This window comes from Vibrio scophthalmi LMG 19158, assembly GCF_000222585.1.
GTDB classification, from domain to species: Bacteria; Pseudomonadota; Gammaproteobacteria; order Enterobacterales; family Vibrionaceae; genus Vibrio; species Vibrio scophthalmi.
In genome coordinates this window covers 35388-61804 of the sequence record NZ_AFWE01000182.1, presented here as the reverse complement: position 1 = coordinate 61804, position 26417 = coordinate 35388, and the positions used below count along the sequence as shown (strand labels likewise).

21 protein-coding genes are annotated in these 26417 nt (G+C 43.6%); 6 read left to right on the top strand and 15 right to left on the bottom strand.

Going from position 1 to position 26417, the window contains the following annotated elements; genetic code table 11:
- Nucleotides 1–36: 36 nt before the first annotated feature.
- Nucleotides 37–1677, bottom strand: a complete 1641-nt coding sequence (locus tag RH88_RS14925; RefSeq protein WP_040757983.1) for a methyl-accepting chemotaxis protein — start codon at nt 1675–1677, stop codon at nt 37–39.
- 333 nt (nt 1678–2010) lie between these two features.
- Here RH88_RS14925 and queE point away from each other — a divergent pair, with 333 nt between their 5' ends.
- Both queE and queC read left to right on the top strand, forming a co-directional pair.
- Nucleotides 2011–2676 carry a 7-carboxy-7-deazaguanine synthase QueE gene (gene queE, locus RH88_RS14920; RefSeq protein WP_005597486.1) on the top strand — a complete coding sequence of 222 codons (666 nt, stop codon included), beginning with the start codon at nt 2011–2013 and terminating at the stop codon, nt 2674–2676.
- 13 nt (nt 2677–2689) lie between these two features.
- Entirely contained in the window at nt 2690–3385 is a 696-nt protein-coding gene (queC, locus tag RH88_RS14915) for a 7-cyano-7-deazaguanine synthase QueC (protein WP_005597485.1), read from the top strand.
- Between the two features lie 7 nt (nt 3386–3392).
- Here the strand turns inward: queC and RH88_RS14910 are convergent, their stop codons facing one another.
- From RH88_RS14910 to RH88_RS14895, 4 genes are all read right to left on the bottom strand, one after another.
- Nucleotides 3393–5318, bottom strand: coding sequence for a diguanylate cyclase (locus tag RH88_RS14910; RefSeq protein ID WP_005597483.1), 1926 nt, complete (start codon nt 5316–5318; stop codon nt 3393–3395).
- A gap of 200 nt (nt 5319–5518) precedes the next feature.
- Nucleotides 5519–5869, bottom strand: coding sequence for a DUF2750 domain-containing protein (locus RH88_RS14905; protein WP_005597481.1), 351 nt, complete (start codon nt 5867–5869; stop codon nt 5519–5521).
- A 101-nt stretch (nt 5870–5970) separates the two neighbouring features.
- Nucleotides 5971–6582, bottom strand: a complete 612-nt coding sequence (locus RH88_RS14900) for an OmpA family protein (RefSeq protein ID WP_005597480.1) — start codon at nt 6580–6582, stop codon at nt 5971–5973.
- A 1-nt stretch (nt 6583) separates the two neighbouring features.
- Complete coding sequence (locus RH88_RS14895) at nt 6584–7891, bottom strand: TolC family outer membrane protein (RefSeq protein ID WP_005597477.1); 1308 nt, start codon at nt 7889–7891, stop codon at nt 6584–6586.
- Nucleotides 7892–8284: 393 nt separating this feature from the next.
- Here RH88_RS14895 and RH88_RS14890 point away from each other — a divergent pair, with 393 nt between their 5' ends.
- Both RH88_RS14890 and RH88_RS14885 read left to right on the top strand, forming a co-directional pair.
- Entirely contained in the window at nt 8285–11707 is a 3423-nt protein-coding gene (locus RH88_RS14890; protein WP_241212198.1) for a cadherin-like domain-containing protein, read from the top strand.
- Nucleotides 11708–12007: 300 nt separating this feature from the next.
- Nucleotides 12008–14185, top strand: coding sequence for an Ig-like domain-containing protein (locus RH88_RS14885; RefSeq protein WP_005597474.1), 2178 nt, complete (start codon nt 12008–12010; stop codon nt 14183–14185).
- Nucleotides 14186–14292: 107 nt separating this feature from the next.
- On the opposite strand, the gene RH88_RS14880 is transcribed toward RH88_RS14885, so the two are convergent.
- Together RH88_RS14880 and RH88_RS14875 are read right to left on the bottom strand one after the other, a co-directional pair.
- Nucleotides 14293–15486, bottom strand: coding sequence for a class I SAM-dependent methyltransferase (locus tag RH88_RS14880; protein ID WP_005597472.1), 1194 nt, complete (start codon nt 15484–15486; stop codon nt 14293–14295).
- Between the two features lie 112 nt (nt 15487–15598).
- Complete coding sequence (locus RH88_RS14875) at nt 15599–17002, bottom strand: methyl-accepting chemotaxis protein (RefSeq protein ID WP_005597470.1); 1404 nt, start codon at nt 17000–17002, stop codon at nt 15599–15601.
- Nucleotides 17003–17086: 84 nt separating this feature from the next.
- Between RH88_RS14875 and yccX the strand changes: the two genes are divergently transcribed.
- Nucleotides 17087–17359 carry an acylphosphatase gene (yccX, locus tag RH88_RS14870; protein WP_005597468.1) on the top strand — a complete coding sequence of 91 codons (273 nt, stop codon included), beginning with the start codon at nt 17087–17089 and terminating at the stop codon, nt 17357–17359.
- Nucleotides 17360–17415: 56 nt separating this feature from the next.
- Here the strand turns inward: yccX and RH88_RS14865 are convergent, their stop codons facing one another.
- From RH88_RS14865 to RH88_RS14840, 6 genes are all read right to left on the bottom strand, one after another.
- Nucleotides 17416–17745 carry a TusE/DsrC/DsvC family sulfur relay protein gene (locus RH88_RS14865; protein ID WP_005597466.1) on the bottom strand — a complete coding sequence of 110 codons (330 nt, stop codon included), beginning with the start codon at nt 17743–17745 and terminating at the stop codon, nt 17416–17418.
- 114 nt (nt 17746–17859) lie between these two features.
- Nucleotides 17860–18528 (bottom strand): Bax inhibitor-1 family protein, encoded by a 669-nt coding sequence (locus RH88_RS14860; protein ID WP_005597465.1) that lies wholly within the window; start codon nt 18526–18528, stop codon nt 17860–17862.
- Between the two features lie 328 nt (nt 18529–18856).
- Nucleotides 18857–19606: an amino acid ABC transporter ATP-binding protein gene (locus RH88_RS14855; protein ID WP_005597464.1), complete on the bottom strand. Its 750-nt coding sequence runs from the start codon at nt 19604–19606 to the stop codon at nt 18857–18859.
- 16 nt (nt 19607–19622) lie between these two features.
- Nucleotides 19623–20720 carry an amino acid ABC transporter permease gene (locus RH88_RS14850; RefSeq protein WP_005597462.1) on the bottom strand — a complete coding sequence of 366 codons (1098 nt, stop codon included), beginning with the start codon at nt 20718–20720 and terminating at the stop codon, nt 19623–19625.
- Between the two features lie 5 nt (nt 20721–20725).
- A complete protein-coding gene (locus tag RH88_RS14845; protein WP_005597461.1) occupies nt 20726–21922 on the bottom strand; it encodes an amino acid ABC transporter permease in 1197 nt (398 codons plus the stop codon).
- A gap of 123 nt (nt 21923–22045) precedes the next feature.
- A complete protein-coding gene (locus RH88_RS14840; protein ID WP_005597459.1) occupies nt 22046–23074 on the bottom strand; it encodes an amino acid ABC transporter substrate-binding protein in 1029 nt (342 codons plus the stop codon).
- Nucleotides 23075–23638: 564 nt separating this feature from the next.
- Between RH88_RS14840 and RH88_RS14835 the strand changes: the two genes are divergently transcribed.
- On the top strand, nt 23639–24574 hold the full coding sequence (locus tag RH88_RS14835; RefSeq protein ID WP_005597457.1) for a precorrin-2 dehydrogenase/sirohydrochlorin ferrochelatase family protein: 936 nt from the start codon (nt 23639–23641) through the stop codon (nt 24572–24574).
- A gap of 62 nt (nt 24575–24636) precedes the next feature.
- Here RH88_RS14835 and RH88_RS14830 read toward each other — a convergent pair whose 3' ends face one another.
- Both RH88_RS14830 and RH88_RS14825 read right to left on the bottom strand, forming a co-directional pair.
- On the bottom strand, nt 24637–25122 hold the full coding sequence (locus tag RH88_RS14830; RefSeq protein ID WP_005597455.1) for a YajQ family cyclic di-GMP-binding protein: 486 nt from the start codon (nt 25120–25122) through the stop codon (nt 24637–24639).
- Nucleotides 25123–25143: 21 nt separating this feature from the next.
- Nucleotides 25144–26199 carry a 3-deoxy-7-phosphoheptulonate synthase gene (locus tag RH88_RS14825; RefSeq protein ID WP_005597453.1) on the bottom strand — a complete coding sequence of 352 codons (1056 nt, stop codon included), beginning with the start codon at nt 26197–26199 and terminating at the stop codon, nt 25144–25146.
- Between the last annotated feature and the right edge of the window lie 218 nt (nt 26200–26417).

Genomic DNA, 26417 nt, shown 5'->3' with positions numbered 1-26417 from the left:
GCTATTTAGTGGCAGGATCGGAATCCTCGTGAATCGTTAGCATTTAAACTGGGCAACCAGTTGGTCTAGCTGTTCACATTGTTGATTCAAACTGTCGATTTTATGTTCTGCTTGGCCAACTATGTCGACAACTTCTGAACTGTTGGTCGCAATACGAACGATGTTTTCCGTTACCTGTTCGCTCACTTCGCTCTGCTGAACCGCTGCTGCTGCGATGTGTGTGTTCATATCGCTCATGCTTGAAATCGCTGTCAGGATAGCTTGTAGTGATTGACTGGCTTGACCCGCTGATTCGATAGTACTTTCGCTACTATGGCGGCTTGATTCCATTACACTAACCGCTTGTTGCGCACCTTGCTGCAACTTTTCAATCATGTTGTGAATTTCACCCGTACTCTGTTGCGTACGACTTGCAAGAGAGCGAACCTCATCGGCGACAACAGCAAAGCCGCGACCTTGCTCACCAGCGCGCGCAGCTTCGATAGCGGCGTTCAGTGCCAATAGGTTGGTTTGCTCTGCAATGCCGCGAATGACATCTAATACAGAAGCGATGTTGCCAACATCCGCATCGAGATCGTGAATAACACCGCTTGCTTTTTCAATATCAGCGGCGAGATCACGGATAGAGCTGACGGTTTTATCCAGAGTTTGATTGGTCGATTGCACTTCAAGGTTGGCATTTTGACTCGCGTTAGCCGCTTCATTGGCATTGTCACTCACGACACCGCTGGTCGCTTGCATTTCGCTCACAGCGGTTGAAACGAGCTCACTCTCTTGTTGTTGCTGGGTGGTTTGTGAGGCGATAGTTTGAGAAATGGCAACTAGGCCGCTTAGTTCCGTTCTAACCGAAGAGTTTGTCGTAACAACCTGCTGAATTGTCGCACGAATTTTCGATACAAACTGGTTAAAGCTTTTTGCTAATTGGCCAATCTCATCATTAGATTTTGATTCGATGGTCTGGTTAAGGTCACCTTCGCCAGAGGCAATTTCACGCATCGCGAGTTGAATATCTTCGATTGGACGAACAATGGCACGAATCAGAACAAGGCAGGTTGCAATTGCGAGTAGAATCACGACAAGCGTGCCAAGTTGTAACCACAACTCACCTTTCTCGGCTGCTATGTTGACGTCGTTTTGAATTTCAACTTTTTTTGCATCAACTTGGTCTTTTACCACGTTTAGTTGTTTACGTGCAGCAACAAACTGCTCTTCATATAGTTGTTTGTTTTTCTGGTAAATAGGAATCCAATCTGATTGAGGGTTGGCAAGAAGAGCCTCATAGCTGCTTAGCCATTGGTTGCCTAATTCCACCAATTTATCAATCTCTTTTGCTGAGGAGAGGGGCAATATGCCTTCATCGACAACTTGGTGAATTTTCTCCATGCGTGGAATGGCTTTGTACGCGTTATCCTCATATTCGAAACGGTTAAAATCGATGGCCTCTTGGTTGTTTTCCGCCAGTGCAATACCTTGAATTGCGGACGTTGCTTGATACAAATCACGGTAAGCATCTTCAATGGTAAACAATGTCGGCATTATGACTCGGTTTAAATCATCAGTCAGTTTGCTTTGTTGGTGAGAAATGGTGACATTGAAAACCGAACTAGCGGTAAAAAGAGCAATGATACCGATGAGTGGTAGGGTGATTTTTTGTTTTACGGTTAAATTGCGCAGCATTTTTTGTCCTTTAATAAAATGAGCGTGAGCATGCATATGATAACTCTTTTAAAAAAATGAATCTTGTAGGAAAAAAAACTTAATGGACAAAATTTTATAATCATATCAATTATATATTTTAATTGGTCGGCAAATATTATGACAGGTGTCGTATTTCGTACTGTATGTTATTGAGTAATGGTTATATTTATAGTTACGACATTGGTTATTTATTGATAGATAATCTAAGCGATTCAAAAGTAGGAACATGCGATTGGGTCATTTGACCTAGGCGAATGAGTGCTATATCGTCACGACCCAAGATAATTATGTGTAGCATAGGTGACGTGCAGTTTGTACAAATTAAATGAGATGTTTGAAACGATTCAAGGTGAAGGGGCATTCACCGGAACGCCTTCGGTTTTTATCCGTCTGCAAGAGTGTGCGGTCGGTTGTGCTTGGTGTGATACCCAGCAGACGTGGAGTGCGGACCCTGAAGATGAAGTGAAGTTAGTTGATATACTCGCTAAACAAGGGGATTCATCAACATGGTGTCGTGTTTCGAGCACTGAGATCGTCGCGTTATATCAACAAAAATACGGTGCTAAACATATCGTGATCACTGGTGGTGAGCCTTGTATCTATGATTTACGACCTTTAACCGAGGCGTTCGAAAGCATTGGTTGTGTTTGTCAAGTTGAGACTAGTGGTACTGCGGATATTCGGGTTAGTGAACAGACGTGGGTGACAGTGTCACCGAAGGTCGCAATGAAAGGGCGTCTTGAAGTACTTGAAGGTTCATTAATCCGCGCTAACGAGATCAAGCATCCAGTTGGAACACAAAAAGATATCCAGCAGTTAGATGATTTACTTGCAGGGGTTGCCATCAAGCCTTCAACCGTGATTGCTTTACAACCGATAAGCCAAAAGAACAGAGCTACGCAATTATGCATTGATACCTGTATTGCTCGGAACTGGCGTCTTTCAATCCAAACGCACAAATACCTTGAAATTGCTTAATAAGGAAAACTCAATGAAAAAAGCAGTGGTTGTTTTTAGTGGTGGTCAAGATTCCACAACCTGCCTTGTGCAAGCATTGAAAGAGTATGATGAGGTTCACGCGATTACCTTTGATTATGGTCAGCGTCATAAGTTAGAAATTGAGGTAGCACAACAGCTGGCCATTGAACTTGGTGTTGCAGCACATAAAGTGATGGATGTCGGTTTATTAAATGAACTCGCCATTAGCTCGTTAACTCGAGATGACATTCCCGTGTCTCACGAACTGCAAGAAAACGGCTTGCCAAACTCATTTGTGCCAGGGCGCAACATTCTTTTCTTAACTTTGGCGGGTATTTATGCGTATCAAATTGGCGCTCAGAGCGTTATTACAGGTGTGTGTGAAACAGATTTTTCAGGCTATCCTGATTGCCGTGATGAGTTTGTAAAGGCGATGAACAGTGCATTAGTTAAAGGTATGGATCGTCAATTCACTATTAAAACACCACTGATGTGGCTCAATAAAGCTGAAACATGGGCCTTGGCCGATCAATATGACGCGTTATGCTTGATTCAAGAAAAAACACTCACATGTTATAACGGGATTATAGGTAGTGGTTGTGGTGATTGCCCAGCTTGCGAACTTCGCAAAGTGGGCCTCAATCAGTATTTAGAAGATAAACAGACCATTATGCAGCAATTAGTGCAGAAGCAAGCTACTGATAGCTGATTTTTGACTACTGATATGCATCGATAATGCGATTCTTACCCTCAGTTTTTGATTTGTAAAGCGTGTGGTCGAGAATCGCATATAGCTCGTCAAAATCACTCAGCGCTTTCGAGGTGGCTAAATAACAGAAGCTCGTTGATATAGAAAGCGACTCGCCAGTGTCTGATTTAAAGCCAGCTTCGGCAATGGCTTGATGAAGGCGTTCAATTCTCTCATTTACATCCAGTTCATCGACTTCGGTCAATAGAACAATGAATTCTTCTCCGCCAAGACGGCCAACGATATCTGAGTTCTGCAATTGACTTTTAATCTTAGTACTGACGTGCTGTAAAGCACGATCACCGCATGAATAGCCGTATTGATCGTTAAAACTCTTAAAATCATCTAGATCGATAATAACCAACACGTGTTTCAAAGTACTGTTGCTGGCGACTTTTTGCTGTTTAATTTGTCTTATGGCAGCAGATCGAGTTAAAGCCTCGGTTAAGTTATCTTTTTCACATCGTGCAGTTTCATAACGGCGGTAGTAGATATAGCCGATGAAACTCAATGCTAGTAATACGATTCCAAATAACGCCAAATGATTTTTCTCTTCTAAACTGGATAATTGTGCACGCAAAGCTGCATTATCAATCGTCAGTTCAGAGACTCTGCTTTCGTTGTCAAAATTTCGTCTCGCGGTATCAAGAGCTATAAATGCTGAGCGATGTTCTTTATCGCGCTTGCTCAGTTCAGAACGGGCGTATGAGCGATAATAGGAGAGAGCAAGGCTGAAGTTACCTTGTAACTCAGAGAGTTCTGCGAGTAGCTTGAGTGATTTGGTATTGAGTCGCTCACTACTCACCGACTCAGCGAGATCAAGTGCCTGGAGCGCAAATTCTCTTGCTGCGAGAAGTTTATCTTGTTGTTTATGAGCTAACGCGAGGGTTAGGTAGATATCACCACGAATTTGAGGATTATCCTGTTTGGTTGCGCTATCTAGTGCGCTGAGTAGATAACGGGTGCCTTGCTCGAACTGGCCTAAACCAATGTATGACTGACCTAAACCGAGTTGTGCAAAAGTGAGCCCAATGAGGTGGTTATACTGTTCAACGATTTGTTTCGACTGCGTAAAGTGGTCGATTGCGGTTCGATAGTCTCCCTGTTTGAGGGTAACCTTTCCCATGCTGTGATGCGATTGTGCCAGTTTTAATGGCGACATTTGCTTATCGCGCATGGTTAACGCGATATTGATATATTGCTTCGCTTTTTCAAAATGGCCCAGAGTCGATAGTAATAACCCTGCATCATTATAAATTCCGGATGAGTCAACGTAGTCCGGGATATAAGCCAACAATTTTTGATAAGTATCGAGGGCTGCTTGATAGTTACCGAGAAACTCTTGATTGTTTGCGATGACGCGGTGAGCCATGTGTTTGGGCAATAAAGAGCTTGATGTATCTTCAATATGGGTGTTTAACGACGAGCAGTAAACATTAGCTTGTTGATATTGCGCCTGACGATTTAATGCTCGGCAAAGGTGGTATTCAAAAATAATCTTTCCATTGAGTGAGTCCTTTTTCTCTGCATATTTCAATAATGATCGATAGCGTTGATTTGCGGACGCAAAGTCGAGTTGTTCTTCATCATTTAATGCGTCAATGAAGTTTTTTTCATGTGCGGTGAACTCAGCATCAAATAAGGTTTTTTTACTATGGTAAGGCTGACCGTTCAGGATCATGAAACCGTGTAGTTTACTGCTGATGTATAACTTTTCAATGCTTGGCTCTAATGCATTGTAACGATCTTGCAGTAGTGATAATGCACGCGACTTGTCACTTTTTAATGCGTTCGCGTACGTCTCTTCCCATTGAGAATGTAAATCTTGGCTATTTGATGGAAAGGTAGCAAACAAAGCGAAAGAGCAAGCGAGGTTAACCAGAATTCGGCTCATGAATCTCAGTGAATCATTAGTTATTGATTTAACAGACTATAATAGGTGAGCGTCAATTAAGGAACAACGTATTGGTTATTGATAGTATTAGTGGTGATGGTAAATGGGATGGAGGTCTCATTAGAATGTTGCTTGTGGGGATAATCCTGCAATAAAAAGCAAAAAAACGCCAGCGTTGGCGTTTTTTCTAAAGAGCATATTTATAGATATAGCTTAGCAAGGTCGCTAGGCTCAAGCTCTTTACCCTCTAATGTCGCGTTCCAGTTAGTACCTACAAGAACCCCATCTTCTGCAAGAGTCAGCAACCAATCCTCAACAAAGATGTCGAGTGGGATTTCGAGAACTTCAAAATCTGCCCATTCTTCAACGTTATGCGTTTGCGCATCTTCCTTCGTTGACCAAAATGGCATCACTTCACTTTCTTCAAACTCAGTCGAGTCACAAGATAACCAACCTTCTTCGTTACGCAAGCCCCAAACAAGTTGAGTTGACTTTGTCTCTTCAACAAAAAGTGCCAAGTTTGCTTCGATATCAGCCGTTAATTTGCTCATAGTTATACTCTCATAGATAGAATTGCCGTAAGGTTAGCACCGCATTGCGTGGATACCAATAAAAAAGGGAGCAATTGCTCCCTAAATTTAATAATTGGTTGTTATTTGGGTAACCGGGTGAAAATAGTCCATTCTTTAACGACATCTCCCTTGTAACCTATCACGTTTGCAATCACTTTGCGGTTGCGTGCGTGACTAATCTCATCGTCACCAGAGTCTTCAAGATGAGTTTCACCATAACCGACAATTGTTACACGATCTGCCGGTATGCCGTAGGACTCAATTCTTTCATCAACGGCGATAGCACGCTGTTTTGACAAGGCAAGATTATACTCTGCATTGCCCACCTTGCTCGCATAGCCCTGTATCTCGATAGACGTTTCGGGATATTGCTTAAGAAACTCTGCCATTTGACGAATTTGGTTGTTAAACAACGGTTGGATGTAGCTTGAATCATTAGCAAACAAGATATGTAAGCCAAACTGCTCACTTGAAGTGACGACCAAACCACAGCCATCGTTATCGATCTTTGAACTTAATGGTGTCTCGGTACACAGATCTCGCGCGTTAATGACGCCATCGTTGTCATCATCTTGAAGATCAGCAACTTGGGTTGGCACTGGTGTTGCTATGTAATCGTATTGACTGTCTCGATTGACACAAGCTGTCAGGCTTAAGCTAATGATTGATAAAGTAAGTATATTTTTCATCATATTAGTACTCTGCTGCTTGATTCCATGCTGTTGGTGTATCGACGCGTAGTGACTCGAGTAATCGACCGGTCGCGTTTAATACTCGATATTTCGCAAACTGCTCTTGATATTTTGCATCTAGGTAGCCTTTACGCGCTTCAAACAATTCGTTTTCAGTATTGAGAACATCTAACAGGGTTCGCTTACCGAGTTTGTATTGTTTTTCGTAGGCAATCACTGTTTCTGATGCAGAATCTACGTGGTCAGCTAAAAACTCTTTTTGCTGTACGGTAAGATCAAGAGCGCTCCAGGACAAACGAAGTCCTTCTTCTACTGAGCGGTAAGTTCTATCACGCAGATCTTTCGCTTTATTCAGTTGGTATGCCGCACTTTCAGTACGGTCAGCATCAGAACCACCATTGAAAAGGTTGTAACGCAACCTTAGCATGGCAGAAAACTCGTCACTTTCTCCGACAATACCACCAGCATCATCACGCCAAATTTGCGACGCTTCTACTGAGAGTGTTGGGTAATTAACCCCTTTACTTTGGTCGTATTGAAATCTGGCTGAATCAACATCAACAAGGGCCACTTGAATTACTGGGTGGTGATCTTTAGCAAGGTCGAGTGCTTCTCCCAATGTATAAGGTAGCGAAGCTTCATCAGCATGCGGGAATACAAGGCCTAGTGGTGCTTGCCCAACAATACGTTTGAATTGCGTGTGTGTATCAAACATGTTGTTTTGTGCCGCAATCAAATTGCCATGGGCTTTTGCGATACGAGCCTCGACTTGTGAAAGGTCGGCGGTTGATCCGATGCCTGATTCAACTCGTTTTTTGATGTCAGTATGAATTTTCTTGTGGACCGCTAAGTTAGCCTCTGAAAGCTTTAGCACATCGTAGGCTTTGGTTGCGTCGAGATAGGTTTTAGACACATCAAGCGCCATGTCAGATGCATCAGCAAGTAACTGAAAGCGTACCGATTCAGCATCAGCCGCGGTTCTGTCCATGTCGTTTAACGTCGCGTTACCGTCCCACAGTAGCTGCGTTAAGCTTAAGGTCGCTTCTTTACGAGTGAGCTCATCGTCAGGGCCAGATGCTAGATCGACACTTTCATAACCAATACCTGCGTCTAAGTCGATTTTAGGTAGGTACGCACCACCAGAAGCTTCGGCGTCATAAAATTTACTTTGGTACTCGTTGTAGGCCGCCTTTATCTCTGGATTGTTATTTAGAGTGAGTGAAACGGCTTGTTCTAATGTTTGGCCGTGAACATTCAAGCTAGCAGCGACAAGTAAACTGAGCGTGCTGAGTTGTCTTATTTTCACCATTATTCTCCTAGAAATGCTCCTTGGTGAAGGATACTACTCAAAAGTGGGTCTTAAATTTGAGAATAACCCGTTTGTTATCAACTAAATTAACATTGAGGAGAGCAGAGTGCTATTTAAATAACTAACAAAATTACAACACTGGATGAGATTATTACATTTGAGAAAATTAAATTGATGCTTTTTTGAACGTAACTTTTATAAGTGATACCAGACGCATCATTATCCATCCTTACTGACAACGGTATCATCAAAAAATACTGGTATTTTATTTGTGATAGTCTCAATGATGGTAATTAGGAGTAATTTGTTAGTTAAAATCTTTTTTATTTGTAATTTGGGTGTTAATTTGCCGAGAAGTATGAATAGGATTTGCTTGCTTAAGCAACAAATTTTGTGACGAAAGTAACGTATATTTCAGTTGAGGCAAAATTTATGGGCATTGGTGGCTTTTTGTCATTGGCTAATTTGGCCAGTGGTCAGGTTCTGGTAATCGATATTAATGGTGACATTAGAATACTTAATAACGGAGAACAGCCACTACCTGGGGAATTAGTGCTCGATTTTCCGAGTATGGAACAAGCAGATCATATTAACGCGCAGCAAGTTGACGATAATGGTCAACTAAATGATGTATCTCAAGATATAGCGGGGATAATATCTGCTATTGAGCAGGGAGAAGACCCGACCTTGTCTGACCCTGAGCTTGCGCCTGCTGCCGGCGGTCCACAAGGCTCAAGCCTTGGCTTGTCAGGAACGGTAGGCCGTGATGGAAGTGAAGTACTTGCTGAGACAATATTTCAAACTGAGGGTGCCAGCCCTCTATTACTTTCGCGTACTCAAAGCCAAGGTTTGATTCAGTTGCTTAATTCTCCTGCGGATTCATTACCTGAGATTACTCCTACGATTCCAACCGTTCCACAAAACCCACCTACAGCAGTTGATGATCCTGTTGGTTTTAGCCTTACTCAAGGGGATATGTCACCAGCAACGGGCGCGAGTAGTGGATGGGGTGATGTGACGTTATCAGGAAGCTTCAATGGCATTGGAGCGACGATTAATATTCTGGATGATGACAGAATTGGAGTGACAGATGGTGCATCTTGGGCAGGGCCAACTGGGCAACTGCAATACGACAGAGAGTCAGGTCAATCAGAAAGACTGAGTATCAAGTTTGCTCAACCTGCCACAGAAGGGCGTTTTGCTGTTACTAACTTATATACGAATGAAGGCGAAGGTAAGGCGAATCATGAAACCGGTACTTGGGTAGCTTATCTAAATGGTGTTGCTGTCGCCAGTGGGGTGATAGAAGCGGCCAATAATGGCGGAAAAACGTTCGTTGATATAGACACTGATGGTTATGCCTTTGATGAAGTGGTATTTCAAGCCAATGAATATGGCAATGGTCTCGTTGATGATACCCAAAACGACTCTTCAGACTTTTATATTGCCGGTATTGAAGTGAGTTCAAAAGATACTTATGCCACCAACCAAGGCGAAGAGTTAAGAATACCGATTGCAGATATCCTCGCTAATGATAGTGATCTCGATGGCGATACGCTTACCATTACTTTTGTCAATGCGGACGGGACAAGAGGAGAAGCTCGTATTGAAGGTGATGAAATTGTATTTCAACCAAACGGCGCTACGTTTGGTTCTACTCAGTTAGAGTATCAAATTACCGATGGTAATGGCGGTTTTGATGAAGCAATCATTAATGTCATTGTTAATCCTAAACCTGAAGATTCACTCGTCAGCGGCGTGTTCTTACGTGACTCTGATGGCGTAGAGCAGGACACCAATCAAGTCAATGAAGGTGAGTCGTTGATTTATACCGTCGTATTGGATAAACCAACATTTGGCCCAACAACCTTTGATGCATTGTTTTCTGGAAGTGCAGATGGTAGTGATGTGGATTACTCAAGTTTAACCTTTACTAACGGTGTGACACTGGTGGAAGGCGCTAATCCAGGCGAATTTCAATTTGTTGTTCCTGAGGGCGTTAAAGAGTTTGATGTTTACGTCCCAACTATCGTTGATGGTCAGCAAGAAGATCCTGAGCAGTTAACATTGACCGTTGGTTCGACTAACAGTGATGGCGCTTTAGTTGAATCGTCAGGAAGCGGAACGATTATTGACAATAGCGCCCCAAGCTTTGATTCAGACCCATTTGCTTACCAATTGAGCCAAGGTGACATGCGCACCGCAGATAACGGAAAAGATGCGCCAGAAGATAATGAACTGCAATGGCAGGACGTCACTCTGAGTGCGCAGTTTGGAACTCAAACCGCGAATGTGAGTGTTGATAGTAATAATGGCCAAGTGGGGATTGATAATGGCGCTCCGCACAATGGTCCTACGGGTCAAATTCAATATGACCGTGAAAGCGGCACATCCGAAAAATTAAGCGTTAAACTTGATGCGCCAGCTACCTCAGGCAGCTTTACCATTTCTCGTTTATTTGCCAATGAAGGTGAAGGGAATGACAACCATGAAGCAGGTAGCTGGATTGCGTATTTAGATGGTGTTGCCGTTGCTAGTGGTTCCTTTGATGGTGCTGATTTAGGTCGAGGAAATAAAGGTGAATTCCAGATAGAGACGAATGGTTATGCGTTTGATGAAGTTGTGTTCTCTGCGACCGAATACAGCGAAGGTGTCCAAACCGAAAGCGCAGAAGATAAGCAGGATTCGTCAGATTACTTTTTGGCGGGCATTGAAGTTGAAGCTAAGGATGGCTTTACTATTATTCGTGGTACCACACTCACTATCCCAGCCGAGTTGTTGCTTAATAATGCACATGATCTTGAAGGGGACAAGCTTAGCATTGGTGACATTTCCGTTCCTTATGCGGCGGGCGGGGTAAAGATTGTCGATGGTAATATCGAGTTTTATTCTCGTAGTGCGTATAAGGGTGATACCGTAATTTCGGTCGAAATCGTTGATGAACATGGCGGTAGCACGGTTGCTGAGATTCCGGTAAGTCTTAAAGGGGCACCACATGCAGCGGAGGTTATATCCGAAGATCTAACTGCTATTGCGGTTAACGGGGATGAATACTCACAGCTTGAAGTTGCCTTCGACAAAGTGACTTTAGAGCCGAGTTTGTATCAATTGGATTTCTCTTTCATCAATGGCCAAATTGATGCTGCAAATGACCTTTTGTTTACTAATGGCGTCAAAGTGATCTCGCAAGACAGCTCAAGTTTTATTTTGGAGATCCCTGAAGGAATAAAAGATTTCGATATCTATGTCGATGTGGATAAATTGCCTGCAGGAAGTGATGCCACCATTGTTGCTGCAGAGACGTTAAGTTCAACAAAGAGCGCGACAGATGGCAATGATATTATTGTCGGAGAAGCGAGTGATGATCAACTAGAAGGTAAAGCAGGTGATGATTTGCTGGTTGCGCGCGCTGGTGATGACACTTTACAGGGCGGCCTTGGCGAAGATACTTTAATTGGCGGATTAGGTGCGGATATTTTAACCGGTGGCGATGAAGCAGATATTTTTAAATGGCTTGATTTTGAATCATCATCAACAACAAATATCGATACTGTTACTGATTTTGAGTTGGGCACTGACAAGTTAGATGTGACCGAATTACTTGGCAATGAACCTTCTATGCAAGATATGTTGGATAATATCGTGATTGAAAAGGGTAGTAATCTTGATATTACGCTTTCTGATGGTGATGGCAGTGCGATTAAGATCTCGCTTGAAAATAGTAACAATCAATTTGACTCTATCGATTCAGGTCCTATCACTGGCGATAATTTGAAAGTGTTAGTGGATTCATTATTCGTTAATCTACCCGATTAAACCTAAATTAAGCACTAAAGGGCCTTACGGCCCTTTTTTTATGGATGAATGTGAATTACAGGTATTAGAAAAGTGTGAGTGATCTTCTGCGAAATATGGTTAGGAATTATTTCAAATTGTCTTAAATACGAGATGTTAAATTGGTTAATAATAGTGTGGTTAATAAGCTATGTAAGCCGACGAACGTAATAATTCAAAGCTTCCATATCATTCGAATAAGCACAAATTGCTAACATCGACTTGTCATGGATTAAGAACGATAGCGGATATACGTGCACTAGGTAATCAAAGGACGGCAAAGTGATTAGTCAATCAGATCAAAACAATGACCAACTCAACACCTTGGTAAAAACAGCCAGCAACAATAACGCGATGCAACAAAGTGTGAATCAGCCACCTATCGCAGTCAATGACCCAGTCAGTTATACCTTAGTTCAAGGTGATATGACGCTTGATTCAAGCATCAATGGTGCGGGTTGGGATGAAGTCACACTTTCTGGATCGTACAAAGGTGAGCAAGTCGAAATTAAGATTGATGATGAAGATCGCGTTGGCGTGACGGAAGGCGCTCCATGGGCGGGGCCATCTGGTCAAGTGCAGTATGATCGCGTTGAAGGTGAATCAGAAAAGCTAAGCGTCAAATTTGATAAACCAGCGACGAGCGGTAAATTTGCGACGACGAATTTGTATGAAAATGAAGGTGAAGGTCAGAACAACCACGAATTTGGCGTTTGGATTGCCTACTTAGATGGTAAACCCGTTGCAAGTGGTTCATTTGAAGGCTCATACAAAGGTGGAAAAACACTGTTTGAGATCGACACCGATGGTAAAGCGTTTGATGAAGTTGTATTTCAAGCAACAGAGTACACAAATGGTGTCCAGGGTGATACGACCAACGACTCTTCAGATTTCTTTTTAGCCGGTATAGAAGTTTCATCGGAAGGTGCTTATGCAGTCAATCAAGGGGATGTTCTCAAAATTCCGCTAAGCGAATTACTTGCTAATGACTACGACTTCGATGGTGATACATTGACGATTACTTACGTCAACGGTGAGCAGCACGGCGTTGCGACTATTGTCGGTGATATGGTTGAATTTGATTTAGACGATAGCTTTGTCGGTAAGACACAGTTCACTTATCAAATTGATGATGGCAATGGTGGTGTGGCTTCGGCGAAGGTCAATGTGATTGTTAATCCGTTACCTGAGCCAGCAGAAGTGACCGGAATCGTGGGCTCTGCAGTCAATGAGGGTGAATCATTGGTCTACATGGTCGAGTTAGATAAAGTCACTCTCGAAGAAGCCATATTCAACTATTCATTTACCCCTGAAAATGGCGCAAGTATTTATGATGTTGACTTAACTAAAGTCACATTTTCTCATGGCGTGACAGTGAATGAGTTTGGTCAGCTTGTTGTTCCCGCAGGTGTGCCCCAGTTTGAAGTCTATTTACCGACAGTTGACGATATTGAATATGAGCCAACAGAGAGCTTCCGCCTAACTATTGAGAACGAAACGGCGCTGGGCGACATCCTTAATGATGGCGATACTGCTATTATTGACGTGGTTTCAGACGGTGATCGCGTTGATACCGTGCACTATATGCAAGGTCACGGCAAATACCTATGGTCAGGGTCTGCGGCTGAAATCGGTCAATCTCAAATTTATCAACTCGGTGAGTATGATCAACAGAATGGATTGATGATAGATGTCGGTGATGCCGGTGATGATGTCTTTATGGGCGCAGGTAATGACTACATTAAACTCGGTGATAGTCACGCACGTTTAGATGAAAATGCCCATTCGCAAGCAAATCAATTGGATGCACAAACTAAGATTGGTAACTTCATGTCTGGCTCTGATGATGATCAATTGTTAGCCGCGGCTTGGGGTGAAGATAGTGCTCTGAATACTTCAACGGTGAGCAACGCCTATATCGATGTTGCGCATGCTGGTGGCGGTGATGATTTCGTTCATGGCCAAAATGGCGCAGATGCGATATTTGGTGGTTCAGGTAATGACACTCTACTAGGTGGCGAGGGAGTCGATGGCCTACGTGGTGGTTCAGGAAACGATACGCTTGATGGTGGTATTGGTGAAGATATTCTGATCGGCGGTACTGGCAATGATATCCTAACTGGTGGACTGGATGCGGATATCTTTAAATGGGTAGATCAAGGAGCTGAGTCTCGCAATGACCAGGATCTCATCAAAGATTTTGAAGTGGGTACTGATAAGCTTGATATTTCAGAACTGCTGGGTGATGTGGATTCAATGCAAGATTTGCTGGAGAACATTTCAATCGAAAAAGTTTCTCGTCAAGATGTAGAGATCGTCATTAACAACGGCGACGACGTTGATATTTCCATTACCCTTGAAGGGGTCGGTTCAGAGTTTGGCGGGTACAACAAAGGCCCACAAACCGGTGACGCCATCGCACCTATTCTCGACAATTTGTTTATTAACCTGCCAGACTAACCTCGTTCAATACTCTTTTGGACAGGTTAATCCGCAATAAAAAAGGGCCGTTAGGCCCTTTTTTGTATCATGATTATGATCGTTATATTGCGTTCAACAACGTTCGACTACAGCACTTTACAGGCGAAACCTTTTAGGTAGAAACCTTCTGGGTACGCAGTGTCAGTAGGGTGGTCCGCGGCTTGTTCAAAACGCTCAACAAACTTAACTTGGCGTCCTGCATCAAGCGCAGCATCGGCGATAATTTTCTGAAATAGACCTTGGTCCATCAAACCTGAGCACGAATAAGTCAACAATGTGCCACCTGGATTTAGGATCTGCATGGCAAGCATATTGATATCTTTGTAACCACGACAAGCGCCATTTAGTTGCGCTTTGCTCTCTGCAAATTTCGGCGGGTCCATGATAACAACGTCAAACTTAGTACCTTGATCACGGTATTCGCGTAGTAGTTTGAATACATCAGCGTTTAGAAAAACAGCGCGCTTCTTAGAGATATCAAACTCGTTTAGCTCGGCATTAAACTTCGCAGTGTCAAGTGCTGGTTGTGAAACGTCAGCATTGATAACACGTTTTGCTCCGCCTTTTAGGGCGTATAAGCCAAAGCCGCCAGTATAAGAAAAGCAGTTTAATACGTCCTTATTCTTTACATATTTCATCGCTTGTTGGCGGCTATCTCGTTGGTCTAGGTAGAAACCTGTTTTATGACCACCAACGATATCAACACTGATCTTGACGCCATTTTCTTCAATAACAACGGACTTAGGAGGCTCTTGGCCGTGAAGTACACCTGTCGTCTCTGCTAAACCTTCTTTCTTACGAACGGCCACATCTGAGCGCTCATAAATATTGATGTCTGGAAAAACTTCGAGGAGAGCTTCAACCAGTGTCGCTTTATTGTATTCCGCGCCAGCGCTTAATAGCTGGCAAACCAAATAGTCTTGGTAGCGGTCGATGGTAATGCCCGGTAGGCCGTCAGATTCAGCGGCGATTAAACGGTAACCCGTTAAACCATCACGTTCGATGATGTCTTCGCGAAGCAGTTGAGCGTCACGAATACGTTTAACAAAAAACGCTTTATCAATAGGGGTATTCTCAAAGCTCCATACACGAGCACGAATTTGAGAATTTGGTGAATATGCCGCTTTAGCTAGCCATTGGCCGTTGTCGGCAAATACATCTACCGTTTCACCAAGTTCAGGTGAACCTTCTACTTTGTTAATGCCACGGGAAAACACCCACGGGTGCATGCGACGAAGAGATTTGTCGCGGCCTTTAACGAGGTAAATTGCTGGGGTCATGGGTTCACTCAATTGGTTGTTCACAAAGGGGGAGTATTGTCGGGGAAGCGTCAGTGAAAAGCAAATAAAAGAGCCGCTTGAAGCGGCTCTTATTGGGTGGGTTTGCGTTAGGTTAGGCTTTTATGCCCCTAAGCATCTCTTCCATGGTGGTGCTTTGGCTGCGCAGTTGTTCAATATGCGCTTTAGATGCGTTGATCATCCCACTCACCGTACTAGATTGATGTCTAATTTCATCCACACTGGCAGCAATATTATCAGCCACGACACCTTGTTGTTCGGCAGCGGTTGCAATTTGTGTTGAGCTATCGGAGATTGTTTGGTTTTTATCCGCTAATTCACCGATTTCGACGTTGACTTCAGCCATTAGTTGTTGACCTTGGTTCGCGCTCATCACGGTAGTTTCCATCAAACGAGTCAGTGATTGGCTATTACGTTGCAGAGCTTCAATCATTGATTGGATCTCAACTGTTGCTTGTTGTGTTCGGCCTGCTAGGGCGCGCACTTCATCAGCGACCACCGCAAAACCGCGACCTTGTTCACCAGCACGCGCAGCCTCGATGGCAGCGTTAAGTGCCAGTAAGTTAGTCTGTTCTGAAATGCCATTGATAGCCGTGACCACTTCATCGATTTGAGCTGCATTTGCATCCAGTTCCGCAACAGCTTCAGAGGCCGATTGAATCTCGGATGATAAACTAGAGATAGAAGTCAGAGTGTTCGCAACCTTGACTTGGCCTTGCTGAGCAACGCTTTGGGCTTCACTAGTATTCGCACTAGAATTATGAGCTAAGCTGGCCACTTCACGAATAGTGGAAGCCATTTCTTCTGTCGCGCTCGCCAAGGAGTCTAGGTGCTCTTGTTGATTAGTGGAAACCTGAGAGCTTTCTTGCGTCGCTTGGTTTAATTCAGAGCTGATTTGCTGCATAAGTGCAATGGACTCTTGAATGGAAAGCACCATATTTTGTTCGCGTTCAGCGACTTTATCGATGGTGATGGCAATTTCGCTAAATTCGTCACGGACTTTAAAAAAGTTCATGCGATTTGTGAGTTCACCATCTGCCAGCGTATTTAGGGCTTTGTTCATGGTAAACATCGCACCACCGATAAAGGTCATGATGTAGTAAACCGATAGAGCCATAATTGAAAGCGTGGCGATGATAATGCCAATTTGCATTGATGAAAGAGCGGACCATACATTCTGCTCATGAGTTGCGATCAGGTTGAATTCGCCGCCGTTCACAGCAATTGAACCTTCACCGTAGCCAAATGCAATGTTGTTAGAGCCCGCGATCAGGTTAGCCACTTGCTCTTTTGTTAATTGGCCTGTTTCAATGATGTTTCCAATCAAAGTGAGCTCATCGTGATAAAGGTTATCAACCATTGACTGAGAGGCGCTATCAAGAACTAAAGTTAAGATGAGCAGGGCCGCGATAGGCAGCAAAAAGAGTAAGTAAAATTTTTCTTGAAGCTTTAGATGAATGAGATATTTATCAATCCAACGAAACGGTATTTCTTTCATAATTATAATTCCTTCGATAGACGCAAGGGGAGAGTTTGTAGAGTAATTGCACTATATCACTGTGATATAAAAGGAGGTACAAAAATGACAGTTAAATGTATGAAATTTAAGGTGTGTGGCAGAGTTCAGGGTGTGGGTTTTCGCTACCACACTGCCTATCAAGGTTTAAAGTTGGGGGTAACAGGCTACGCAAAGAATCTGAATGACGGTGATGTTGAAGTAGTGGTTTGTGGCAGTGAACAACAAATTACAATGATGGAAAAATATCTTCAACAAGGGCCGAGAAGTGCACGTGTCGATTCGTTAGTCAAAGAAGAATTAGAATATAAACCGTATAACGGATTTGTAACCCTGTAGCCGACTTGCACGATTAGTCAAGCTACAGGAGTGTTCGTATGACTAGAGAGCCGCTATTACAAACATTTTGCCGGTTTAGGCAAGCCAGCTAGTTTTGTCGCTTGCTTTGCCGGGCCTTCTTTAAAGAGTTTAAATAGGTACTTACTGTTACCTTTCTCTTCTCCATGTGCCTTAGCCATCGCTTTAACCAGCATTCTTACCGCAGGAGAGGTATTAAATTCAAGGTAGAAACCTCGTACAAAGTGTACAACTTCAAGATGCTCGGCAGTCAGCGTTATGCCTTCTTGTTCTGCTAAGATCTCTATCATTCCTTCTTCCCATTGGTTGTGATCCAATAGGTAGCCTTGAGCATCTGTTTCAATTTGTATGCCGTTATATTCGAACATTTTAGAAATCCAGTCGATTAGGTCAGAAATAGGGTAGCTCAGCAGAAGAGTTTGCTCAATAAAAAAGCCCGATGGCAATACACCATCGGGCTTTTTTTAAACAACGGTGACTAATTAGTCGTCGTTCATGATGCCTAGGATGCTTAGTAGGCTGGTGAACAAGTTCAGAATGTTTAGGTACATTGAGATTGTTGCACTCACGTAGTTTGTCTCTTCACCGCGAACGATACGGCTTGTGTCAAACAAGATAAAACCAGAGAACACAAGAGCAGACATGCTGCTGATAGCCAGTTGACCCATGGTTGAACCAACGAAAATGTTGATGATTGCCGCCACTATGACAATGATAAGACCAGCCATTAGGAAGTTACGCATGAAAGAGAAGTCTTTCTTACTGGTGATGGTGTATGCCGATAGGCCTAGGAATACCATACCCGTTAAACCAAGTGCCTGTGCGATGATCGATGGACCATTGGCAATTGATGCGTAGTAAGACAACATTGGACCTAGAGCACCACCCATTAGTGTGGTGAAGACGAATGTCCAAACGATGCCCATTGAAGAGTTGATGCTCTTAGGCAGAACAAAAAATAGAATCCCGATCGCAGCAACTTGCATCACAATTGCCATGATTGGCGAAATGCCCATTGCCATGGTTGCCATCGCAGCAACAGCACTTGTTACTAATGTCATTGATAGCAAGAAGTAGGTGTTCTTGAGTGTTTTATTGATCTCAAGTGTATTGGTTGCACTTGTTGATCGGGTAAACATAGGGCTGTTCATAATCTTCCTCGATATGGGTTTTATGCTTATAGCTACATTTATGAGGGTGTTGGCCGAAAAGATCAAGCCTCAAGTGAGCTGCAATTAAAATAATAATAAAATTTAGGCGTTTATGTACGATTCAAGTTGTAACACAATTTAACTAACCTCTCGTCCAATAGCGAGAAAACAAGATTGTAGCACACGATTTATATGAACTAGGGCATCTTTATAGCAAATGCCAACACAAGCAGGTGAGTATCAATACTCGGAAAAATAAAGACTCTAAGGGGAGCCCTTAGAGTCTGGTTAGTCTTATTGGTCGTGATAACGATGGTTTCGTAACAGTTTAATGATGGAGTATCTGCGCTAAGAAGTTCTGCGTTCGATCGGACTGCGGGTTTTCGAAGAAATCGATAGGGTTGTTCTCTTCGATAATTTCCCCTGCATCCATGAAGATCACTCGATCGGCGACCTCTTTAGCAAAGCCCATTTCGTGTGTAACACAAAGCATAGTCATCCCCTCATCGGCCAGCTCAACCATAACGTCTAGTACTTCACGTACCATCTCAGGATCAAGCGCTGAAGTCGGTTCATCAAATAACATTACTTGTGGGTTCATACATAAAGAACGAGCAATCGCCACGCGTTGTTGTTGCCCACCTGAAAGTTGACCGGGATACTTGTCGGCTTGATCTGGGATCTTCACCCGCTCTAAGTATTGCATCGCGACTCTTTCCGCTTCTTCTTTCGGCATTTTTTTTACCCAGATAGGGGCCAAGGTGCAGTTTTCTAAGACCGTAAGGTGGGGGAACAAGTTAAAATGCTGAAAACACATGCCAACTTCACGGCGTACCGCTTCGATGTTTTTCAAGTCTTCGGTTAGTTCCGTCCCTGAAACGTAAATATGGCCGCGCTGGTGCTCTTCAAGGCGATTGATGCAGCGAATCATGGTCGACTTACCTGAGCCTGAGGGGCCACAGATTACGATTTTTTCACCTTTCTTGACCGTTAAATTGATATTTTTCAGAACGTGGAATTCACCGTACCATTTGTTCATGTCGTCAATTTCGATCATGTAATCTTGTTGTTGCGTCATATTACTTCCTTATTCGCTATCGTTTGTGGCCGGTGTGCAGTTTGTTTTCAAGCCATATCGAGTAACGAGACATGCCAAAACAAAATACCCAGAACACTAACGCGACAAAAACATAACTTTCGGTAGCAAAACCCAACCACTCGGGGTCGGTGTTTGCGGCTTGGCCGATTCCTAGTACGTCGAACATACCGATTATTAACACCAAGCTGGTGTCTTTAAATAGACCAATAAATGTATTCACAATCGATGGGATAGTGATTTTCAGTGCTTGAGGCAGAATAATCAGCCCCATCTTCTTCCAATAAGACAGCCCAAGAGCATCGGCAGCTTCATACTGTCCTTTGGGAATCGCCTGCAAGCCGCCACGCACCACTTCGGCCATATAGGCAGAACTAAATAACACCACACCAATCAGTGCACGGATTAATTTATCCGTCTCAGAGCCTTCTGCGAGAAACAGCGGTAACATTACCGAAGCCATGAAAAGTACTGTGATGAGGGGTACACCACGCCAAACCTCGATATATACCGTACATATACTGCGAATGATCGGCATTTCCGAACGGCGACCTAAGGCGAGTGCAACACCAATAGGAAGCGATACCACAATACCCACCAAGGCAATGATGAGGGTGACGAGCAAGCCGCCCCATTTGTGCGTATCGACGACCTCTAGCCCAAATACGCCGCCATAAAGCAAGCCAGCGGCAAGGAACGGGTAAACGTTAACAAAAAACAACCAAATCCAGGTGCGTTTTGGTGTTCTTTCGTAGGCGAGCAGTGCGGTAAAGATCGCTAAAGTCGCGTAGAACAGTTGTGGTCGCCAGAGCTCAGCTTGTGGGTAAAAGCCAAACATGAACTGATCCCAGCGAACGCTGATGAAGACCCAACATGCGCCAACACGTGAGCAGTCGTCACGGCTGGACCCTAACCAGTCGGCATCAATCAACGCCCATTGCACCGCAGACCAAATGCCGACAAAGGCAAAATAGCCAAGAATGATGGTGACAATGGAGTTGATAGGGCTGTTGAATAAGTTACGTCGTAACCAGCCAATCGCACCCACTGTGTTTGAGGGTGGTGGAAGGTCAGGTTGAAATTGATGTGTACTCATATTAATTATCTCTCCACCAAAGCGACTTTACGGTTGTAGACATTCATCAGCGCAGAAGTAAGAAGACTGAGAGTGAGATAAACCGCCATCGTCATCGCGATGATTTCAATTGCTTGACCGGTTTGGTTGAGTGTTGTACCTGCAAAAACCGACACCAGATCTGGGTAACCGATCGCCATTGCCAACGATGAGTTCTTGGTCAAATTGAGGTATTGGCTGGTCAGTGGTGGAATAATAATCCGTAATGCCTGAGGAATGACGACCAGTTTTAATGTTTTAGAGCGGGGCAATCCGAGCGACATCGCAGCTTCCGTTTGCCCATGACTAACCGCATTGATACCTGACCGAACAATCTCGGCAATGAACGAAGCGGTATAGATACTCAGCGCGAGTAGCAGAGCGGCAAGTTCCGGAATAATACTGATGCCACCACGGAAGTTAAATCCCTTCAGTTCAGGGTATTCGGCTGAGATCGGTGTGCCACTTAAAAAATAGGCAATAATAGGCAATAGAACGCACAGACCAAGGACAATTCGCACCATGGGAGTTTGACGACCAGTGATCTTTTGGCGATTTTTGGCCCATGTATTGATAGCGATAGAAGCGACAATACCGATAACGAGTGTGATAAAAATAATCGATGATCCCGACTCAAAGATAGGAGAAGGGAGATATAGGCCACGAACATTAAGAAAGACCGCATCGGCAAGGTTTAAACTCTGTCTCGGTGAGGGCAGTGCTTGTAGAACGGCAAAATACCAAAAGAAGATTTGTAGTAACAAGGGAATGTTACGGAATACTTCGATGTAAACAGCGGCTAAGCGGCTGACTAACCAGTTAGAAGAAAGTCGGGCAATACCAATAGTAAAACCGAGTATGGTCGCCAAGATTATACCAAGAACCGAGACCATTGCAGTGTTGAGCAGACCGATAATAAAGGTTCTGCCATAAGAGTAGGTTTCATCATATTCAATCAGTGTTAGGCCAATCCCAAAGCCTGCCTCTTGATTGAGGAAATCGAAACCAGTGGCGATACCACGTGATTCAAGATTACTTAGTGCATTGTTAACTATGGTGTAAAAGAAAAAGCCAAGTGCGCCTACAGCGATGATCTGAAACACGACCGAGCGAAAAGTGGGATTATAAATAAGGCTGGTAGCGGAGTGTTTTGCTTTTGGCGCCTCGATTTGTGTAGGTTTCATACAGCAGTAACCTCTAATCCATCGAATGTAATAAAAGGGCGGGAGACCCGCCCAATATCGTCATGCCTTTTAGATAAGTCTTTGCAAAGAGGTGCTTATCTGGTTTGGCATTGTTTGTTGTGACTATCGGATTGGTGGCGCGTACATGAAGCCGCCTGCATTCCATAGTGCGTTGACACCACGAGAGATTTGCAGTGGAGAGTCTTCACCCACTGAGCGTTCGAAGCTTTCACCGTAGTTACCCACTTGCTTGATAATTTGGTAACCCCAATCATCATTCAAGCCAAGGCCTTTACCTTTAGGGCCATCTACGCCAAGAATACGCTTAATGTTTGGATCAGAGGATTTCAGCATTTTGTCGGCATTTTCAGAGGAAATGCCGTACTCTTCTGCGTTGATCATAGTATTTAGTGTCCATTTAGCGACGTTAAACCATTTGTCATCACCTTGACGAACCACAGGTCCTAGCGGTTCTTTAGAGATGATATCGGGTAGAACCACCGCCGAGCTAGGATCCGCTAAGTTTAAACGCAGTGCATAAAGACCAGATTGGTCTGTCGTGAGAACATCACAACGCCCAGCATCAAAACCTTTTGAGGTTTGAGCGGCGGTATCAAACACCACTGGGTTGTAGCTCATGCCGTTATTACGGAAGTAATCGGCAAGATTTAACTCCGTGGTAGTGCCGGATTGAACGCAGACAGCGGCCCCATCAAGCTCTTTGGCATTAGTGACGCCAAGATCTTTCTTCACCATGAAGCCTTGGCCATCGTAGTAGTTTACGCCGACAAAGTTGAGGCCGAGTGACGTGTCACGATGCAGAGTCCAAGTAGTGTTGCGTGATAGAACGTCTATTTCACCCGATTGGAGTGCAGTAAAACGCTCTTTGGCGGTTAATGGTACATATTTCACTTTTGTTTTATCACCCAGAACTGCAGCGGCAAGTGCTTGGCAGTATTCAACATCAATACCTTCCCATTCGCCTTTAGAGTTAGGGTTAGAAAAGCCCGGCAAGCCGGTACTTACGCCGCAAGTGAGAAATCCTTGCTTCTTAACTTTATCTAGTGTGCTATCTGCTGCAAGTGCTTGAGTTGACAGTAAAGCGGTAGATGCAACTGCGACTGAAGCAAGAAGGGTTAGTTTTTTAGCCATGTTTATACTTCCTGTATGTTCCATGTTAAACAGGCAATGCCTGAAATAACGTAAAAAACGTCATGTATTGTTATCAGTGTTATTGAAAATTGTGAAATTTCACAACATATCAATTCAACCAGTTATAAGCCTAGGTAAGGATTCGATGTTTCTCAAATGTATAATTTAAATAGTATTTTGACTAAAATCACAAACTAAGACATCTCTCATTATGTTTATATGTTAAATTTATGTAAATTATACTTAAGTGTAATTTGACTAAAGTTGTCGTCAAGTTCGCGTGTAACTCGCAGTTGTTGCGTAAAATCAGTATGATATAACCGTCCTACTTGACGATATTGTGGTGTTGGCAAGCTTATTCTCTACAATCAACTTGCTTCTCTAGGCGGATGAGTGGTGATTACTTGTCATTAAGCTGAATTTTCAAACAGAATCTTTAAGTAGTTCTACGCCTGGTTCGAATGGGAGTCCCTAGCGTAATATGAGTCTTATTATTTCTATCGAGTAGATCAGGATCTGCTTAATGGGGAAGGTCACATTCGACATTGAGTGTCAGGGAGTCCGATGCAATATTTTCCAATTTTTTTAGATTTGAAAGCAAAGCCCGTATTGGTTGTGGGTGGTGGTGAGGTTGCGTGTCGCAAAGTGGATAGCTTGGTACGTGCCGGTGCAATGGTTACCATCGTTTCGCCAGCCATTGATGATTATTTGAAAGGCTTAGTCGCACAAGATGAGTGTCATTGGATTCAAAATTTCTATTCTAAAGATCAACTGAGCCGTCGCTATGTGCAAGTATGGGCGACGACAGATAACCCAGACCTTAATCACCAAGTTCATCATGATGCCAAGCAACTAGGCTTGCTAGTCAACGTGGTTGATGATCTACCGTATTGTGATTTTATTACGCCTTCGATGATCAATCGCGGCCGTATTCAAGTCGCAATTTCGAGCGGTGGTGCGTCGCCGGTTCTAGTTCGCAATATCCGTCAGAAACTAGAAGCGCAGTTGCCGCAAAACCTCAATGTCCAAGCGGATTTTGCCGCGTCAAAGCGCAATGACATCAAGCAAGCACTACCTGATGTTGAGTCGAGAAGAAAGTTTTGGGAGCGTTTTTTTGAGCAGCCTGAAGTGGAAGTCGCGACCTCTTATCAAGCGCTTGAAGCTTGTTATCGTCAGCTGATTGACCAGCCTGTAACAGATGTTGGACAAGTCTCTTGGATTGAGTTTGGAAATGATGTTGAATTGTTATCGTTAAAAGCACTACGTTTGATGCAACAAGCGGAGTTGGTGCTGCATGCTCAAGAGTGTCCATTTGTGTTTGTCGACTCAGTGCGACGTGACGCTGAGAGACTTGCTTTTGATGATGAAGTGGCGTTATCTCCAATGCTTACTAAGGCGCAACAGCAACAGTTGCGTGTGGTGGTTCTGATCCCGCAGGCATCGACCAAGTTCAGTTTGCTAATAAAGCAAGCACTGCATTTGAAGCTCGCCAGCCAATAAAATAAAACCCGCCAAATGGCGGGTTTTTAAATCAAAGACTGTCATCAAAGTCTACGACTAAGTTAGTCGCGGAAGTTCTCAAACTGGAATGGTTGACCAAGTTCTGCGCCACGGATGTGTGCGATAGCGGTTTGTAGATCATCACGCTTTTTGCCAGTAACACGTACTTTGTCACCTTGGATAGATGCTTGTACTTTTAACTTGGCGTCTTTCAGCGACTTGACTACTTTTTTTGCTGTTGGTGTATCAATGCCTTGTTTGAATACGATAATTTGATGCCAGCGACGACCGGTTGCTTCAGGCTCTTTTGATTCTAGAGCACCCGCATCGATACCACGTTTAGCAAGGTGGCCGCGAAGCATTTCGCGCATTTGCTTAAGCTGAAAATCACCTTCAGCACTCAGTTTTACTGTTTCATCTTTTTGTAGCTCAAATTCAGCATCAACGTTTCTAAAATCAAAACGAGTCGTAAGCTCTCGTGATGCGTTGTCTACCGCATTACGTAATTCAACGGTATCAATCTCAGAAACAATATCAAAAGATGGCATGTAGATGTCCTCTAAGTAAATTTATGGGCGTGCTTTTACTGCGTTCGCCAATAGTTCCAACATGTTCGCTGTGTCTTCCCAACTTAAACATGGATCGGTAATAGACTTGCCGTAGGTAAGGGCAGTCAGGTCATCCATAGGTTGGTTGCCTTCGACAATAAAACTTTCCGCCATAATGCCGGCGATGAAAGTACTACCAGATTTGATTTGCTCGCAGATGTCTTGAGCGACATCGATTTGTTTGCGATGCTCTTTCTGGCAGTTTGCATGGCTGAAATCTACCACAAGTCGTTGTGGTAAATCGAATTCTTCTAGTTGTTTGCAAGCGGCTTCAACCGATTTTGCGTCAAAGTTCGTTCCTTGCTCACCACCACGTAAAATGACGTGTCCAAATGGATTACCGCTGGTGCGATAAACTGTCATTCGACCATTTTTATCGGGGGAATAGAAATAATGTGACGCTTTTGAAGCTCGAATTGCATCGATGGCGATCTTAATATTACCATTCGTGCCATTTTTGAAGCCAACTGGGCAAGACAATGCCGATGCCATCTCTCGGTGGATTTGTGATTCCGTGGTACGTGCGCCAATGGCACCCCAAGTGATCAAATCAGAAATGTATTGGCCAGTAACCATATCAAGAAACTCGGTTGCGGTCGCTAAGCCAAGCTTGTTGATATCGAGCAATAGTTTACGAGCTTTGTGCAAACCAGTTTCTAACGCGTATGAACCATCTAAGTTAGGATCGGTAATCAGACCTTTCCAACCTACGACAGTGCGCGGCTTTTCAAAATACGTGCGCATCACAACAAAGAGTTCATCTTTGTATAGTTCTTGAATTGCTGCGAGTCGATTAGCGTAATCAAGCGCCGCTTCAGTATCGTGAACAGAACATGGGCCGACAATTACCAGCAAACGGTGTTTGTCTTGGCCATTAAGAATGCGTTCAATTTGGCGGCGAGAATGAGCTATGCGATCTGCAACGTCGTCCGTGATTGGGTAAGCGTTACTCAACTCTACTGGAGCTGGCATTGGTCCCAATGGTTGGGTTCTTAGTTCGTCGGTTTTAAGTGGCATACCACAGCCTATTCTTTTATTGCGAAGCGGTAAAGATAACGGAAACGCAATAAGGAATAAACCTATTATACAAATTCTTAAGCTTTAACTTATAACGAAGTAAATAAAGTAACCATAACGGGGTGACAATGTAACCTTTAAATGGTGGTAAATCTCATAATTGTTAATACAATGTTGACTTTGAGCGGCGACGACATTTAATTAAGGCATGTTGAAAC